The sequence below is a fragment of the Pseudomonas sp. genome, from assembly GCF_049301935.1.
Taxonomy (GTDB): domain Bacteria; phylum Pseudomonadota; class Gammaproteobacteria; order Pseudomonadales; family Pseudomonadaceae; genus Aquipseudomonas.
Genome location: NZ_JBAQLP010000042.1, coordinates 1 through 16,530, shown reverse-complemented (window position 1 = coordinate 16,530; position 16,530 = coordinate 1). Strand labels below are relative to the sequence as shown.

Annotated in this window: 14 protein-coding genes and 5 tRNA genes; 8 read left to right on the top strand and 11 right to left on the bottom strand. The window is 60.5% G+C overall.

Annotated elements, in window-relative coordinates; genetic code table 11:
* The first annotated feature begins 88 nt into the window (after nt 1-88).
* From WA145_RS05925 to WA145_RS05910, 4 genes are all read left to right on the top strand, one after another.
* On the top strand, nt 89-295 hold the full coding sequence (locus WA145_RS05925) for a cysteine-rich CWC family protein (protein ID WP_422580679.1): 207 nt from the start codon (nt 89-91) through the stop codon (nt 293-295).
* A 2-nt stretch (nt 296-297) separates the two neighbouring features.
* Entirely contained in the window at nt 298-990 is a 693-nt protein-coding gene (locus tag WA145_RS05920; RefSeq protein ID WP_422580678.1) for a pseudouridine synthase, read from the top strand.
* Between the two features lie 401 nt (nt 991-1,391).
* Nucleotides 1,392-2,276 carry an alpha/beta fold hydrolase gene (locus tag WA145_RS05915; protein ID WP_422580677.1) on the top strand — a complete coding sequence of 295 codons (885 nt, stop codon included), beginning with the start codon at nt 1,392-1,394 and terminating at the stop codon, nt 2,274-2,276.
* 95 nt (nt 2,277-2,371) lie between these two features.
* A tRNA-Gly gene (locus WA145_RS05910) sits at nt 2,372-2,445 on the top strand.
* Between the two features lie 194 nt (nt 2,446-2,639).
* On the opposite strand, the gene WA145_RS05905 is transcribed toward WA145_RS05910, so the two are convergent.
* Nucleotides 2,640-2,714, bottom strand: a tRNA-Arg gene (locus WA145_RS05905).
* A gap of 134 nt (nt 2,715-2,848) precedes the next feature.
* Between WA145_RS05905 and WA145_RS05900 the strand changes: the two genes are divergently transcribed.
* Nucleotides 2,849-3,328: a GNAT family N-acetyltransferase gene (locus WA145_RS05900; RefSeq protein WP_422580676.1), complete on the top strand. Its 480-nt coding sequence runs from the start codon at nt 2,849-2,851 to the stop codon at nt 3,326-3,328.
* A gap of 140 nt (nt 3,329-3,468) precedes the next feature.
* Here the strand turns inward: WA145_RS05900 and WA145_RS05895 are convergent, their stop codons facing one another.
* Together WA145_RS05895 and WA145_RS05890 are read right to left on the bottom strand one after the other, a co-directional pair.
* Nucleotides 3,469-4,521 carry a Glu/Leu/Phe/Val dehydrogenase dimerization domain-containing protein gene (locus tag WA145_RS05895; RefSeq protein WP_422580675.1) on the bottom strand — a complete coding sequence of 351 codons (1,053 nt, stop codon included), beginning with the start codon at nt 4,519-4,521 and terminating at the stop codon, nt 3,469-3,471.
* Between the two features lie 221 nt (nt 4,522-4,742).
* A complete protein-coding gene (locus WA145_RS05890) occupies nt 4,743-8,210 on the bottom strand; it encodes an indolepyruvate ferredoxin oxidoreductase family protein (RefSeq protein WP_422580674.1) in 3,468 nt (1,155 codons plus the stop codon).
* A gap of 201 nt (nt 8,211-8,411) precedes the next feature.
* Between WA145_RS05890 and WA145_RS05885 the strand changes: the two genes are divergently transcribed.
* Nucleotides 8,412-8,879 carry an Lrp/AsnC family transcriptional regulator gene (locus WA145_RS05885; RefSeq protein WP_422580673.1) on the top strand — a complete coding sequence of 156 codons (468 nt, stop codon included), beginning with the start codon at nt 8,412-8,414 and terminating at the stop codon, nt 8,877-8,879.
* Nucleotides 8,880-8,918: 39 nt separating this feature from the next.
* Here the strand turns inward: WA145_RS05885 and phnN are convergent, their stop codons facing one another.
* Nucleotides 8,919-9,485, bottom strand: coding sequence for a phosphonate metabolism protein/1,5-bisphosphokinase (PRPP-forming) PhnN (gene phnN / locus WA145_RS05880; RefSeq protein ID WP_422580672.1), 567 nt, complete (start codon nt 9,483-9,485; stop codon nt 8,919-8,921).
* Between the two features lie 465 nt (nt 9,486-9,950).
* Here phnN and WA145_RS05875 point away from each other — a divergent pair, with 465 nt between their 5' ends.
* Nucleotides 9,951-10,268, top strand: coding sequence for an Arc family DNA-binding protein (locus WA145_RS05875; protein WP_422580671.1), 318 nt, complete (start codon nt 9,951-9,953; stop codon nt 10,266-10,268).
* A gap of 103 nt (nt 10,269-10,371) precedes the next feature.
* Here the strand turns inward: WA145_RS05875 and WA145_RS05870 are convergent, their stop codons facing one another.
* The 4 genes from WA145_RS05870 to mgtE form a co-directional block, all read right to left on the bottom strand.
* The gene (locus tag WA145_RS05870) at nt 10,372-11,508 is read right to left on the bottom strand and encodes a sodium ion-translocating decarboxylase subunit beta (protein ID WP_422580670.1); all 1,137 of its coding nucleotides are present in this window, start codon (nt 11,506-11,508) and stop codon (nt 10,372-10,374) included.
* 12 nt (nt 11,509-11,520) lie between these two features.
* Nucleotides 11,521-13,296, bottom strand: a complete 1,776-nt coding sequence (gene oadA / locus WA145_RS05865) for a sodium-extruding oxaloacetate decarboxylase subunit alpha (RefSeq protein WP_422580669.1) — start codon at nt 13,294-13,296, stop codon at nt 11,521-11,523.
* Nucleotides 13,297-13,321: 25 nt separating this feature from the next.
* A complete protein-coding gene (locus WA145_RS05860; protein ID WP_422580668.1) occupies nt 13,322-13,573 on the bottom strand; it encodes an OadG family protein in 252 nt (83 codons plus the stop codon).
* Between the two features lie 174 nt (nt 13,574-13,747).
* Nucleotides 13,748-15,190 carry a magnesium transporter gene (gene mgtE / locus WA145_RS05855; RefSeq protein ID WP_422580667.1) on the bottom strand — a complete coding sequence of 481 codons (1,443 nt, stop codon included), beginning with the start codon at nt 15,188-15,190 and terminating at the stop codon, nt 13,748-13,750.
* A 322-nt stretch (nt 15,191-15,512) separates the two neighbouring features.
* Between mgtE and WA145_RS05850 the strand changes: the two genes are divergently transcribed.
* A complete protein-coding gene (locus WA145_RS05850) occupies nt 15,513-16,010 on the top strand; it encodes a DUF4124 domain-containing protein (RefSeq protein ID WP_422580666.1) in 498 nt (165 codons plus the stop codon).
* Between the two features lie 71 nt (nt 16,011-16,081).
* Here WA145_RS05850 and WA145_RS05845 read toward each other — a convergent pair.
* From WA145_RS05845 to WA145_RS05835, 3 genes are all read right to left on the bottom strand, one after another.
* Nucleotides 16,082-16,158: transfer RNA gene (locus WA145_RS05845), tRNA-Arg, on the bottom strand.
* Nucleotides 16,159-16,230: 72 nt separating this feature from the next.
* Nucleotides 16,231-16,307, bottom strand: a tRNA-Arg gene (locus WA145_RS05840).
* A 53-nt stretch (nt 16,308-16,360) separates the two neighbouring features.
* Nucleotides 16,361-16,451, bottom strand: a tRNA-Ser gene (locus tag WA145_RS05835).
* Between the last annotated feature and the right edge of the window lie 79 nt (nt 16,452-16,530).

Genomic DNA, 16,530 nt, shown 5'->3' with positions numbered 1-16,530 from the left:
ATGGCACTTGATGAGGCTGCTGACTCTGCGCGGTGGTGCGCCTATGCCCCGAGAACAGTGACCATAACAACCTGAGCGAAGAAACCGCATGAGTGAAGACACCAGCCGCTGCCCTTGCTGCGGCCAGCTTAACCAGTGCGCTCAGGCTGGAGCAGACGCACCGGTCTGCGCGTGCTGGTGTTTTAGCGTGACCGTCGACGCCCAGCAGCTGGCCAGCCTGCCGCCCGAGCAGCGCAACCGCAGCTGCCTGTGCCCACGCTGCGCCCAGGGCCTGCCTGAGCCGTCTGCTGACTAGCCATGCGCCTCGACCGCTTTCTCAGCAACCTACCCCAACTCAATCGCCAAGCCGCCCGCCAACTACTGGCCAGCAGCCGTGTGCGGGTGGACGGTGCGGTGGCCTGCGATGGCCTGTGCGAAGTCAGCCAGTTCAGCCGTATCGAGCTTGATAGCGAGCTGCTACAGGCCGGCAAGGCCGCACGCTACTTTATGCTGCACAAACCCATCGGCGTGGTCAGCGCGACCGCGCATGAACAGCACCGCACCGTGCTGGATTTGCTCGATGAGCCGGACAAAGCCGAACTGCACCTAGCCGGCCGCCTGGACCTGAATACCAGCGGCCTGCTGCTGATCACCAACGACGGTCAATGGTCACGCCGCCTGACCGAGCCGCGCAGCCGCCTGGGCAAGGTCTACCGCGTCGAGACCGAACAACCAATCAGCCCTGAGTACATCGAAGTATTCGCCCGTGGCCTGTACTTCGCCTATGAAGACCTCACCACCCTGCCCGCCGAACTGGTCATTCTCAGCAGCCACAGCGCCCTGCTGACCCTGCATGAAGGCCGCTACCATCAGGTCAAGCGCATGTTTGGCCACTTCCAGAACAAGGTCAGCGGCCTGCACCGCCTGAGCATGGGCGCCATCCAACTCGACCCACAGCTGGCTCCAGGCCAATACCGCGCCCTGAGTGCAGCGGAAATTGCCGGCATCTAAGACAACCTGTGCTCAAGTCACATACTTAGCAAGCTAACCGACAAACGGTTGTTCGGTATTTCAATATTCACTTGCGCCTGCCCGAACGCGGCTGCTTAAATCGAACCATAAGGTCTTATCGTGACCAATAAGTCACGCAAGCCATCTAAGCGTTCCATCGGTTACTTGCGCACTGCGCGAAACGGGTTCCTGCCTGGTCAAAGACACCGCTCCACACCTGCCAAAGGGCCGTGGACGGATGCTCTATTTCAGCCCTAACTGATTGAAAATAAATAACTTATAAAATCCTCCAGCCTGACATCTTGCTGTCACGTCCAGGCGCTTTCCTGACTGTCCTACTTAGCCCGGTTCAACGGCCTTGCCGTTTTGCCATGCCCATTTTTGCGCCAGGAGGAAACCACATGAAGCCAGCCATCGCTGTCGTCGATATTCACAGAACGTTCAAGGTACACACGGAGTTCTACGCCAATCCTAGCGCACGCAAGACCATCATCCTGATCAACGGCTCGCTGGCCACCACCGCCGCCTTTGCGCAAACCCTCAAATACCTGCGACCGCAGTTCAATGTGGTGCTTTACGATCAGCCCTACGCCGGCCAGTCAAAACCGCACAACAGCCATAGCCGGCCGATCAGCAAGGAAGATGAGGCCGCGATCCTGCTCGAGCTGATCGAGGCGTTTCAGGTCGACTATCTGCTGTCATTTTCCTGGGGTGGCGTCGCCGCGATGCTGGCCCTGGCGCAGCGCCCGGCGCGTATCGAAAAGGCGGTAATCACCTCCTTATCGCCATTGCTCAACGCACCGATGCTCGACTACCTGGAAAAAGGCATGACCTACCTGCATGCCATCGACGGCGAAAATGTCGGCCAACTGGTCAACAGCACCATCGGCAAATACCTGCCCTCGCTGTTCAAGCGCTACAACCAGCGCCATATCAGCAGCCTCGACAGCCACGAATACCTACAGATGCACGCGCACATCAACCAGGTGGTGCACATGGACAACCACTGCCAGATGGAATGCCTGGCGGCCATCGACATCCCGCTGCTGTTTATCAACGGCGAGCACGACGAATACACCTCGCCGGATGACGTGCGCCTGTTTGCCGAATACCTGAGCGACTGCCAGTTCGCCACCATCAACAACGCCGGGCACTTTCTCGACATGGAGCACAAACGCGCATGGCTGCAAAGCCAGGCCGTGATGCTGGGCTTCCTGCAGGCCCCGGCACGCACCAGCTCCAGCTACCGTCCACAGCACGACCAGCACCACGCGATCGCCGTATGAAGCAGCGCCGCGTCCCAAGCCTGCAGCGCGTCAACACAGATAGCCGCGCTGCAGGCTTCATTTCGGCCAAGACTTCCGGTATAAAGGCACCCGCTGCGGGCGTCGTATAGTGGTAATACCCTAGCTTCCCAAGCTAGAGCTGTGGGTTCGATTCCCATCGCCCGCTCCAAATCGCAGTTTCTAAAGCCTCGAAACCAAACGGTCTCGGGGCTTTTTGCTTTCTGGGTTAAAGCGGCGCGCGTAGGCCTGAGCGAAAGCAGCACTTGGCTAAACAAGACAATCCAGGGATAAAAGATGTAATGCACTGAGTCGCGCGGACAACACCGTCAGGCATTTGATAACAACCCTGGCAGACTGCATAGATGGCGTTCCCAACTGGATTCGAACCAGTATCTAGCCCTTAGGAGGGGCTTATTCTATCCATTGAACTATGGGAACCAAGGCTGGATAGACGGGCCACCAGCGGGCGGCATCTTAGCGAGACCGCACGCGTTTGTCATGCCGCTGCCATTATCTGCGCGCCACACTGCCAACTGACAGCCAGCCGGCCGTCATAAGGAGAGGAGATTGCCATGTGCCCAGCTGCTTCGTCTCATCTGCCGGATTCGCCCTTTGCCGATTTTCACCTACGTGCGGCCAGCGTGGCCGATGCCGCCGCCCTAGCGGCCTTGCTGCAGCAACTCGCGCCCGATGAGCCGCGTGCCGATGCCAAGCTGCTGGCCTTGCGCCTGAGTGAACTGCCGGTGAGCCGCGTGGTGCTGGTGGCCGAGCGTGATGGTAAGTTGCTCGGCACCTGTACGCTCAACCTGATCGAGCACCTGGCGCATAACTTCGCCCGCTCGGCGATTGTTGAAGATGTGGTGGTGGACACTGAGTCGCGCGGCCTGGGGATTGGCCAGGCGCTGATGGGCAAAGCCATCGAACGCGCCCGTGCCTGGGGTTGTTACAAGGTGGCGCTGTCCAGCAGCCAGGGCCGTGAGGCCGCCCATGCCTTTTATGCCAACCTGGGCTTTAAGCCGCATGGGATTAGCATGGCACTGATGCTGGACTAACAAGCCATTTCTAACTGTCAAAGGCCTTTGTAGGAGCGGGCTTGCCCGCGAACCACGGTCACCGGAAAAACATCGCGGGCAAGCCCGCTCCTACAGGTTTTGCGCAACGTGCCGGTAGTGCGGGCAACATTTAGGCGTTTTTAACGCCCAAAGCGCTCTTCGGCCAACTGATCGGCGATCTCCACCGTGGTTTTGCCCGCCGCATCGGCGCGCTGGAAGATCTGCTGCAGGGTCGGGCCGATGCCTTCGATATGCGCCTTGAGCTGGGCGGCGCTGCCGCCGGTGCGTTCGTAGCAGACATCGATAATCCCGCCGGCATTGATCGCGTAATCCGGCGCGTACAGGCACTCGTTGCGGCGCAGGGTTTGCGCCAGGCTGGCATCGGCCAGCTGGTTGTTGGCGGCCCCGGCGATAATCGGCGCGCGCAGAGCTTCCAGGGTGTGCTGATTGATGATGCCGCCCATGGCGCAGGGCGCGAATACATCGACATCCAGGCCGAAAATCGCCTGCTGCGGCACAGCCGTCGCACCCAGCTGCTCAACCGCACGACGCACATTAGCCTCGACGATGTCGGTGACCCACAGCTCGGCCCCAGCGGTTTTCAGCTGGCGCGCCAGGTCGTAGCCCACCTGCCCTACCCCTTGAATCGCCACTTTCAGACCACGCAGATCATCACGCCCCAGACGGTGTTTGACCGCAGTCTGGATGCCGATAAACACCCCGTAAGCGGTGGACGGTGACGGGTCGCCATTGCGCGTGCCGCCGGCGAAGGCTTCGCGCAGCTCGGCGCCGGATACGTGGCGCGTGCGCTCAGCCATGATCTGCATTTCCGCAACGCCAGTGCCGGAGTCAGCTGCAGTGATATAACGGCCGCCGAGGCTGTCGACAAAATCGCCCATGGCCTGGAACAACGCCGCGCTCTTACCGGTATGCGGATCGCCGATGATCACCGCCTTGCCGCCGCCCAGCGGCAGGTTGGCCAGAGCAGATTTGTAGGTCATGCCGCGCGACAGGCGCAGCACATCGCGCAGCGCTTCATCGTCATTGGCGTAGGGCCACATGCGGCAACCGCCGAGGGCCGGGCCGAGGTTGCTGTTGTGAATGGCGATAATCGCCCGCAGGCCGCTGGCCTTGTCGTGGCCGTAGACCACCTGTTCGTGGTGGTCGAAATCGATATGGGAAAACACGGACATAGGTGCCTCGTTTTTTTGTTGTAAGAAGTCGCCCTCTCCCGGTTAAGGGAGAGGGTGAAGGTTATAAGCGTCAGGGGTGAGAGCCTGTTCACGATCTCGCGAGCTAGAGCGAGACAAGGCAAAAACAGCCGAGGAAGCGGAGTTTACGGAGCTGTAAATAAGCATTCCGAGGCTGTTTTTAACGCCGTATCGCCGACGCGCAGCAGATCGTGGGCAGGCTCTCAAGCGGCCGGTTCGAACAGCTGCACCGCCTGGATTTCGCTGACCAGCATGCGCGCCTTGAGCTGGCTGCTCTGCTCGCGCACCTTGGCCAGGCTGCGCTCCTTGACGTGGCCATAGCCGCGGATCTGCTCCGGCAGCTCAGCCAGGGCCAGCGCCGTGCGGTAGTTGTCGGCGTTGAGTTCCTTGAGCAGGTACTCCAGGTTCTGTTCGTAGTCGTCGATCAACTGCAGCTCCAGCTTGCGCTCGGCGCTGTAGCCGAACAGGTCCAGCGCTGTGCCACGCAGGAACTTGAACTTGGCCAACACGCCAAACGCCTTGAGCATCCAGGCGCCGAACTGACGCTTGCGCGGCTCGCCGGTGCTGGCATCCGGCTTGCTCAACCAGCTGGGGGCCAGGTGGAACTCCAGGCGGTAGTCGCCGCTGAACTGCGCCTCCAGCTGACGGATAAAGCTGCCGTCGCTGTACAGCCGTGCCACTTCGTACTCGTCCTTGTAGGCCAGCAGCTTGAAGTAGTAGCGCGCCACGGCCTTGCTCAGCGCTTGGTCCGCGCTCTTATCGGCTTGCTGCACCCGCGCCACCTGCTCGCGATAGCGCTCGGCGTAGGCGGCGTTCTGGTAGGCGGTCAGGCGCACCATACGGTCGGCGATGATCTCGTCCAGGGTCTGGCAATGCGGTGCTTCAGCCACCTCTGGCTTGGCCAGACGCTCCACGGCAAGCGCATCATGGGCGGCGCGACGGCCCCAGAGGAAGGCCTGCTGATTCAGTTGCACGGCCACGCCGTTCAGCTCGATGGCCTTGTTGATGGCTTCGGAAGAAACCGGCACCAGGCCCTTCTGATAGGCGAAACCGAGCATAAACAGGTTGGTGGCGATGCTGTCGCCGAGCAGGCGGGTGGCCAGGCGGCTGGCATCGACAAAGTGGGTCTTGCTCGCACCCACCGCTTCGAGCAGCGCCTCGCGCATGGCCGCGCCGGGCACCTGGGCATCCGGGTTGCGGGTGAATTCGGCGGTGGCCGCTTCATGGCTGTTGACCACCGCATGGGCGATCTTGTCATTCAGCTTGGCCAGGGCCTCTTCGCTGGCCGCGACCACCAGATCGCAACCGAGCAGCAGGTCGGTGTCCCCGGCGGCGATGCGCACGGCAAAGATATCGTCCTGCTTGGCGGCCACGCGGATATGGGTAATCACCGGGCCAAACTTCTGCGCCAGGCCAGCCTGATCGAGCACGCTGCAGCCTTTGCCTTCGATATGCGCAGCCATGCCAAGCAACGCGCCGACCGTGGTCACGCCGCTGCCGCCAACACCCGGCAGGAGGATATTCCAGGGACGATCCAGCGCCGGCTGCTTGGGTTCTGGGAGGGCGATAAAGAGCGCGCTCAGGCCTACAGCTTGCGGCTTGCGCAGGCTGCCGCCATGCACGGTGACGAAGCTTGGGCAGAAGCCCTCGACGCAGCTGAAATCCTTGTTACAGGAGTTCTGATCGATCTCGCGCTTACGCCCCAGTTCGGTTTCCAGCGGCAGCACCGACAGGCAGTTGGACTTGACGCTGCAATCGCCGCAGCCCTCGCACACGGCCGGATTGATAAAGGCACGCTTCTGCGGGTCGACCAGCTTGCCGCGCTTGCGCCGACGGCGTTTCTCGGTGGCGCAGGTCTGGTCATAGATGATCACCGAGCAGCCCTGGAACTCGCGCAACTCTCGCTGCACGGCATCCAGATCACGGCGATGGTGGAAGGTGACGATGGGCGCGAAGGTGGTGCGGGTCGGGTATTTTTCCGGCTCGTCGGTGACCAGGGCGATGCGCTTCACCCCTTCGGCATACACCTGCTGGCTCAGTTGATCGACCCGCAGTTCACCGTCGATCGGCTGGCCGCCGGTCATGGCCACGGCGTCGTTGTAGAGAATTTTGTAGGTGATATTTACCCCGGAGGCCACAGCAGCCCGCAACGCAAGTTGCCCTGAATGGAAGTAGGTGCCGTCACCGAGGTTCTGGAAGATATGCGGGGTGTCAGTAAAGGGCGCCTGGCCGATCCAGGTGGCGCCCTCGCCGCCCATCTGGGTAAAGGTGTCGGTGTTGCGGTCCATCCACTGGGTCATGTAGTGGCAACCGATACCGCCCTGGGCGCGGCTGCCTTCCGGCAGTTTGGTCGAGGTGTTGTGCGGGCAGCCGGAGCAGAAATGCGGTGTGCGCACGGTGGTGTGCTTGGGCGCGGCCAGGGAGGCTTCCTTGGCTGCCAGGAAGGCCAGGCGCTCTTCAATTTGCGGGCTGCTGTAGATCGGCGCGAGGCGCTTGGCGATGGCGCGGGCGATCATCGCCGGGGTCAGTTCGGAGAGGTTCGGCAGCAAGGAGACGCCGGCTTCGTCGAACTCGCCGACCACCACCGGGCGTTTGCCCACGGGCCAGTTGTACAGCTGACCGGTGAGCTGGTCTTCGATGATGCTGCGTTTTTCCTCGACCACCAGAATCTCGTCCAGCCCCTCGGCGAACTCATGCACCGACACTGGCTCCAGCGGCCAGCTCATGCCGACCTTGAGCACGCGCAGGCCCACTTGGGCGCACAGCGCCTCGTCCAGGCCGAGGTCATCCAGGGCCTGGCGCACGTCGAGGTAGGACTTGCCGGTGGTGATAATCCCCAGGCGCGGGTTGGGCGAATCGAGCTTGATCTGGTTGAGGTTGTTGGCCAGGGCAAAGGCGCGGGCGGCGTAGATCTTGTAGGTGTTGAGGCGCGCTTCCTGGGCCAGAGGCGGGTCCGGCCAGCGGATATACACGCCGTCTTCCGGCAGCTGGAAATCTTCGGGAATCTTTACCGGCATGCGCAACGGATCGACATCCACCACGGCCGAGGAATCGACATTTTCGGCGATGGTTTTCAGCGCCACCCAGCAGCCGCTGTAGCGCGACAGCTCCCAGCCGATGATGCCGTAGTCGAGAATTTCCTGAACGTTGGCCGGGTTAAGCACCGGGATCGAGGCGGCGATAAACGCATGCTCGCTCTGGTTGGCGATGCTCGAGGATTTGCAGCCATGGTCGTCACCGGCCAGCAGCAGCACGCCGCCATGCTCGGAAACGCCGGCCGAGTTGCCGTGTTTGAACACATCACCACAGCGGTCCACGCCCGGCCCCTTGCCGTACCACATGGCAAATACGCCGTCGTAGCGCGCGCCGGGGAACAGGCTGGTCTGCTGGCTGCCCCACACGGCGGTGGCGGCCAACTCTTCGTTGACGCCCGGCTGGAAGTGAATGTGATTGTCTTTGAGGTACTGCTTGGCGTCCCACAGGCTCTTGTCCAGGTTGCCCAGGGGCGAGCCCCGGTAGCCGGAAATAAAGCAGGCGGTATTCAGGCCATGGGCGGCGTCGCGTTGCTTCTGCAGCATGGGCAGGCGGGTCAGCGCCTGGGTGCCGGTCAGATAGAGGTGACCGGTAGCAAGGCGGTACTTGTCATCCAGGCGGATCTCGGCCAGAGACATGGTGGTGCTCCTGTTATTTTTATCGAGAGCTGGGTTGGCAACGGTAGGTGCCACCCTTGTTAAGCCTAGTGCGGGATCACCCCACAAGGCGCATGGCCAAGAATATGAACGGAGCGCGCGGCTTTTTTATTTCTTTTTGCTGGCCGATTTGCAGATACTGCGCATGATCAATCCAACAAGAGCAAAAAATCAGGAACAGTCATGCAAGAAAAACTCAGCCCCATCGACCGCAAGATTCTCCGCCTGCTGCAGCACAACGCCGACCTCTCCGCCACCGAGATCGCCGAGAAGGTGGAGTTGTCACAATCGCCCTGCTGGCGGCGGATTCACCGCATGCAGGAAGAAGGCATTATCGAGCGCAAGGTCGCCCTGCTCAGTCACAAGCAACTGGGCTTTAGCATCACCGTATTTGTCGATATCAAACTCTCGGCCCACGGGCGCAGCAATCTGGAAGAATTCGAGCGCGCGGTGGTCGGTTACCCCGAGGTGCTGGAGTGCTTCACCATGGCCGGCGGCTCGGACTATCTGCTCAAGGTGGTGGCCAAGGACATTGCCGGCTACGAACGCTTTCTGCGCGACCACCTGCTGCAACGCCCGCATGTGCAGGAGGCACACTCGCATATCGCCATGAGCGAGGTTAAGCGCACCACCGAGTTGCCGCTGGATTAGACGGCAACGCTCGGCCAGTAACACCCGTCTATTAATAGGTCAGGCACAGGCGCGACTGGCGCCGATCAGCGCCAGCAAGTTATCCACCGTGCGCTCAAAATGGCTGGAGTTATCCAGAACATGCAGCCCGTCTGCCTCGGCCGCAACACGACTATCAAACAGCGCATTGCGCGCCAGGCGCTGCTCGATCTGCTGCGGTGTTTCCCGAGCACGCCTCAGCAGGCGCTGACGCAGCACGTCGAGATCAACCCTAAGAAGGATGCCCATCAACTCGGGATAACGCTGCCGCGCCTGGAGCAGATGCCCGCGTGAGCCGTTGACCAGCACATCTTGGCCCGCTGCCAACCAGTCATCGATCTGTCGCGGGATGCCGTAGGCCAGACCGTTGGCACGCCAGCTCAGGGCAAAAGCGCCGGCGGCTTCCTGCTGATCGAACTCGGCAGGCATCAGGGCAATCGCCTCCTCGCCCAGCGCCTCAGCCGAGCGGGTAATCACCCGCCGGGCGATCACGCAGCCGCGCTCGGCCAGGCGCTCGCGCGCGGCATGCAACAGGCTGTCCTTGCCCGAGCCCGAAGGCCCCATCAGATAGATCAACCGGCCGCCCATCAGAACACCCTTTGCGCTTGTCACCAGACGTACTGAATCACCACCTGAGCATTATGCACCTGCGCCTAAACCCGATTGGCGGCGCGATTATTAACAGCCAGACCAGGGCTCAAGGCCGCCTTGGATATAAGGTCACAGTAGAAAAACCTCTATCAGGCCGATTAATCGCTCCGACATTCGCGCGTCCCTTGGGTTAGATTTTTTTCAACGCAGCACCGAATATTCTTGCTTTATGCCCAATACAGCGCATTTCTGATGACTGGTGCTGGCATAACGCCTTTATTCAACGCAAAATGCGACACGCGATTGGCGTCAATTTACCGACCCAGCGACTATTAAGTCACAAGATACTCAAGCGGCTTTCTGGCTGAACGGTTAGTGCTCTAGGCGGTCAAACCGGTGACAATCCTATAGCCCATTGCCAGTATCGCTTTCCTAAACTAACCGGTTTAATGTACGCGCCCTATGAAACCAGCACTCTACTCCAGCCGCACCGCTGACAAATTCGTAGTTCGCCTGCCCGACGGCATGCGCGAACGTATAGCGGATGTCGCACGCAACCACCACCGCAGCATGAACTCGGAGATTATTGCTCGCCTTGAGCAAAGCATGCTCCAAGAAAGTGCTCTGGGTGACGACCTCAATATGCGCCTGGACAGCCCCGACCTGTCCTTGCATGAGCGTGAGCTGTTACAACGCTTTCGCCAGCTGTCGCGCCGCCAGCAAAATGCCCTGGTGGCATTGATTGCTCACGACGCCGAGATGGCCGCAGAAGACGCCTGATTGCGCTGCAGCATGAAAAAAACCGGCTCTAGGCCGGCTTTTCTGCTACCGCTTTTTCTGCCAATAAAAACCGCCCTTCGGCGGTTTTTATTGGGCCTAGCAATCAGCCAACAAAGCTGAGCAGCACACCCGCCGCCACTGCCGAGCCAATCACCCCGGCCACGTTCGGGCCCATGGCGTGCATCAGCAGGAAATTCTGCGGGTTGGCCTCCAGGCCAACCTTGTTCGACACCCGCGCCGCCATCGGCACCGCAGACACCCCGGCCGAACCGATCAGCGGGTTGATCTTGTTGTTGCTGAACATATTCATCAGCTTGGCCATCAGCACCCCGGCCGCCGTACCGGCGCAGAACGCCAGCATGCCCAGGCTGAGGATGCCCAGGGTTTTCAGCTGCAGGAAGGAATCCGCCGAGAGCTTCGAGCCTACGGTCAGGCCGAGGAAGATGGTGACGATATTGATCAGCGCATTACGCGAGGTATCGGCCAGACGCTCGACCACACCGGCCTCGCGCAGCAGATTGCCGAGGGCGAACATACCGATCAGCGGCGCCGCATCGGGCAACAGCATGCCGATCAGCAGGCACAGCACGATCGGGAAGATGATCTTCTCGGCCTGCCCCACCGGACGCAGCTGCTGCATCACAATGGCGCGCTCTTCTTTGGTGGTCAGCGCACGCATGATAGGTGGCTGAATCAACGGCACCAATGCCATGTAGGCATAGGCCGCCACCGCGATGGGACCGAGCAGATGCGGCGCCAGCTTGGAGGTTACGAAGATCGAGGTCGGGCCATCGGCGCCGCCGATGATGGCGATGGATGCGGCTTCCTTGAGGGTGAACTCCAGCCCCGGAATACCCAGCGCCGTCAGCGCCAGTGCGCCCATCAGGGTGCCGAAAATCCCGAACTGCGCCGCAGCCCCCAGAAGCAGGGTCTTGGGGTTGGCCAGCATCGGCCCGAAGTCGGTCATGGCGCCGACACCAAGGAAGATCAGCAGCGGGAAGATACTGGTGGGCAGACCCACCTCGTAGATCATGTGCAGGAAGCCCGCACCCTCGGCCATATTGGCCACCGGGATATTGGCCAGCAGACCGCCAAAACCAATCGGCAACAGCAGCAAAGGCTCAAAGCCCTTCTTGATCGCCAGATAGATCAGCAGAATGCATACCGCCATCATAAACAGCTGACCCGGCTCGACGTGGTACAGGCCGGTGCTCTGCCACAGCTTGAGGAGCTTATCCATTACCGCGCTCCCTTAACCGATGGTCAGCAGGCTGTCGCCCACCGCCACCGCATCACCGACCTTGACGTTGACCGCACCGATGCTACCAGCCTTGAACGCACGGATTTCGGTTTCCATCTTCATGGCTTCAAGGATGATCACCAACTGCCCTTCTTCCACGGCCTGGCCTGGCTGCACCAGCACCTTGAAGATATTACCGGCCAGCGGAGCATTCTGCGGCTCGCCAGCGCCAACCGGTGCAGCCACTGCCGCAGCGCAGTTAGCTCCACCACCGACGGCCTTGAGCCCTTCAATATCGCCGCCTTCGCCCACCTGCACCACATAGGACTTGCCGCCCACCTCAACGGTGTAGACCTCGGGCTTGCCGGCTTGACGAACCAGGGTTTCCTTGCCCGTCGGCACCGGCTCGAAGGCTGCCGGATTGCCGCGGTTTTCCAGAAACTTCAGGCCGATCTGCGGGAACAGGGCGTAGGTCAGCACATCGTCGATTTCGTCGGCAGCCAGCTTGATACCTTTCTCTTTGGCTATGCCCTTGAGTTCGGCAGTCAGCTTGTCCATTTCGGCTTCAAGCAGATCGGCCGGACGGCAGGTAATGGCTTCAGCGCCATCCAGCACCCGCGCCTGCAGCTCTTTATTGAACGGCGCCGGCGCCGCACCGTATTCACCTTTCAAGATGCCGGCGGTTTCCTTGGTGATCGACTTGTAACGCTCACCGGTGAGCACGTTGATCACCGCCTGAGTGCCAACGATCTGCGAAGTCGGGGTGACCAGCGGGATAAAGCCGAGGTCTTCGCGTACGCGCGGGATCTCCGCCAGCACTTCGTCAAATTTGTCCTGGGCGCCCTGCTCTTTGAGCTGACCTTCCATATTGGTCAACATGCCGCCAGGCACCTGGGCGACCAGAATCCGCGAGTCGACGCCCTTGAGGTTGCCCTCGAATTTCGCGTACTTCTTGCGTACTTCACGGAAGTAGGCGGCGATCTCTTCCAGCAGCAACAGATCCAGGCCGGTATCGCGCTCAGTGCCCTGGAACATCGCCACTACGGACTCGGTTGGCGAATGGCCATAGGTCATCGACAGAGAGGAAATCGCCGTGTCGACGTTGTCGATACCCGCTTCTACCGCTTTGAGAATGGCCACAGACGACAGGCCGGCGGTGGCGTGACATTGCATATGAATCGGGATCGACAGGGTCGCCTTCAAGCGCGTGACCAGCTCGAACGCGGTGTAAGGCGTAAGAATACCGGCCATGTCCTTAATGGCCACCGAATCGGCGCCCATGTCTTCGATCTGCTTGGCCAGATCCACCCACATCTCCAGGGTATGCACCGGACTGGTGGTGTAGGAAATGGTGCCCTGGGCATGCTTGCCCAGTTGCTTGACCGCCTTGAGGGCGGTTTGCAGGTTGCGCGGATCGTTCATCGCGTCGAATACGCGGAACACATCGACGCCATTGCAGGCGGCACGCTCGACGAATTTTTCCACCACGTCATCGGCGTAATGGCGGTAGCCCAGCAGATTCTGCCCGCGCAGCAGCATTTGCTGGCGAGTATTGGGCATGGCCTTCTTCAGCTCGCGGATGCGCTGCCACGGGTCTTCACCCAGGTAACGGATGCACGCATCAAAGGTCGCGCCACCCCAGGATTCCACGGACCAGAAGCCGACCTGATCGAGCTTGGGCGCGATCGGCAGCATGTCTTCCAGGCGCACACGGGTGGCCAGGATCGACTGGTGGGCGTCACGCAGCACCACATCAGTAATTCCGAGGGCGTGTTTTACAGCAGTCATACAGATGCTCCCTGTCGAACCTGGCTCACCCGCGGCGGGCGCGGTGCTGGTGAATAGCGGATTGGATAGCGGCTAGCACATCAGCGCTCGGCTCGTCGGAGGCCGGCTTGACTGCCGATGGCACAGATACGGAAATGGGCGCTCTGGCGGCGAAACGCTCGATAAACCACGACATGACGCGGATCATCAACACCAATAGCATCAGAAAGAGAAATACGGTGCCCAAGCCGAACAGCATGAGCTCGACACCCTCGAGCAGGAGTTCACTAGGGGTCATCTTGGCTCCATAATCAGCTACATGTGAGCTGCGTTAATTATTAGATAGGAGCGCCTGGGAGCTGGTCCCGGGCAAAGCTGGCGAACCTTAGCGTGAAACGAGCGTTTGAAGCAAACTCAACGCAGCCCAATGAGACATTTTCTGTAGAGAAAGCGTCATCACCTAGTCGGGCCGCTAGAGCAGAAACAGGCTGGCCAGGCCCAGGAAGATAAAGAAACCACCGCTGTCGGTTACCGCAGTGATCATCACGCTGGCACCCAGAGCCGGATCACGCCCCATGCGCACCAATGTCATGGGGATCAGCACCCCCATCAGCGCCGCCAGCAGCAGGTTCAGTACCATCGCCGCGGTCATCACCACGCCCAGCGACCAGCTGTCGTAGAGCAGGTAGGCCACCACGCCGATTACCCCACCCCAGACGATACCGTTGACCAGACCGACCCCCAACTCCTTGCGAATCAGCCGCGCGGTATTGCCGGTGCTGACCTGATCCAGCGCCATGGCGCGCACGATCATGGTGATGGTCTGGTTACCCGAGTTACCACCGATGCCGGCCACAATCGGCATCAGCGCGGCCAGGGCCACCAGCTTTTCGATGGAATCCTCGAACAGGCCAATCACCCGCGACGCCATAAAGGCGGTGACCAGGTTGATCGCCAGCCAGGCCCAGCGATTGCGCAGGGATTTCCACACCGAGGCGAAGATGTCTTCTTCCTCACGCAGACCGGCCATATTGAGGACTTCGCTTTCGCTCTCCTCACGAATCAGATCGACCATCTCATCGATGGTCAGGCGCCCGATCAGCTTGCCGTTCTTGTCCACCACCGGCGTAGAAATCAGGTCGTAACGCTCGAACGCCTGGGCGGCGTCGTAGCCGTCCTCATCCGGGTGGAAACTCACCGGATCGGTGGCCATGACCTCACTGACCAGCTTTTCAGGGTCATTGACCAGCAGCCGTTTGACCGGCAGCACGCCCTTGAGTACGCCGTCGTAGTCGACCACAAACAGCTTGTCGGTATGCCCTGGCAGCTCCTTGAGGCGGCGCAGGTAGCGCAACACCACTTCCAGGCTGACGTCTTCGCGGATGGTGACCATCTCGAAGTCCATCAGCGCGCCGACCTGATCTTCCTCGTAGGACAACGCCGAGCGCACGCGCTCGCGCTGCTGCGCATCGAGGGTTTCCATCAGCTCGTGCACGACATCGCGCGGCAATTCGGAGGCCAGGTCGGCCAGCTCGTCGGCGTCCATGTCCCTGGCCGCGGCGAGAATTTCGTGGTCGTCCATGTCCGCGAGCAGGGTTTCGCGCACCGCGTCGGACACTTCGAGGAGGATGTCACCGTCGCGCTCAACCTTGACCAGCTGCCAGACCGTCAGGCGGTCACCAAGCGGCAGGGCTTCGAGGATGTGAGCAACGTCGGCGGAGTGCAGCTCATCGAGCTTGCGTTGCAACTCGGCAAGGTTCTGCCGATGCACCAGGTTTTCCACCCGGTCGTGGTGCTGGCCCTCCTGACGGTGAGTCAGATCTTCGACCAGCTTGTGCCGATGCAGCAGTTCGACTACCTGAGCCAGGCGGTCCTGCAGGCTTTCTTGCGGTTTTTTTGCTTCTACTTCAGTCATGGCGCGCTCCACCCCCAGCGGCAGCGCACGCCAAAGAGGGTCAATCAGTCAACACGTGATTGCACAATCGAGATTCAGAGTAACTACTGGGTAAGTCCATGGTGGTTTTCCACAAGCCCCGGCGGGGCTGACACGGCAAATGATACCACCGCCCAGGCGCTTTGCATGTGACAAAAACAATCCTAGAACAAGCGCTTGCACGACAAACTTAAGCACACTTGCAGCTCTGTAACTGCGACGTGCCAGCCACCGGCCAAGGCACGCCTGGCGCAGACAAAGGCATCGACTACCCTTGCACATGGACCGTCACGGAGGACGCACCATGCATGGACTGCACTGCGCAGCTTTCTGCGCCATTCTGCTTTGCCCATTGCCCACACTCGGCTCAACGGTATTTCGCTGTGAAGACGCCAAAGGCCACGTCACCTTCACCCGCCAGGGCTGCCCCGACGCGCACAACCAAAGCCTGCAACAGGCCTACAACCCCACACCCGGCAGCGGCAAACCGGTGCCATTGGCCAAACCGCGCAAAGTCAGCCGCGACAGCAAGAAGAAAGCTGAACATGAGCTGACCGTGATTGGCGTCAAGCAGGACGGCTGCGGCAACCACCTGAGCAGCAGCGAACGGCGTGCCGCCATCATCAAACAGCAGATACGCCTGGGCATGAGCCGCAGCGATGTCGAGAGCAGCCTCGGCAAGCCTGACAAGGTCAGCGAACAAAACGGCCAGACGCGCTACCTGTACCAGGGCAAAAAAGGCAACAAACGCAATGTCAGCTTCGATGAAGCCGGCTGCGTCAAAGGCAAGGCCAAACGCTGAAGCTGGCCAGCGACTGAGCCCATAAACGGCACATAAAAAAAGGGCCTGCATCGCTGCAGGCCCTTCTTGTTTGGTGCACTCAGGAGGATTCGAACCTCCGACCGCTCGGTTCGTAGCCGAGTACTCTATCCAGCTGAGCTATGAGTGCAAATAGCGCTTTTTAACCAGATCACCGCTGGCTGAAACAAAATGGCTTGCATCGCTGCAAGCCATTCCGATTTGGTGCACTCAGGAGGATTCGAACCTCCGACCGCTCGGTTCGTAGCCGAGTACTCTATCCAGCTGAGCTATGAGTGCATGTCACGCTTGCACTGCAGACTTCCAACATCAACGTCTACAGCACTCAATAATGGCGGAGAAGGGGGGATTCGAACCCCCGACACCCTTTTGAGATGTACTCCCTTAGCAGGGGAGCGCCTTCGGCCACTCGGCCACCTCTCCGCAACACGGGGCGCATGATAACCATGTTTTCCCCGTTTGCAAAGCCAAAATTTCGATAAAAATTAGTGGCTTGGTTCTT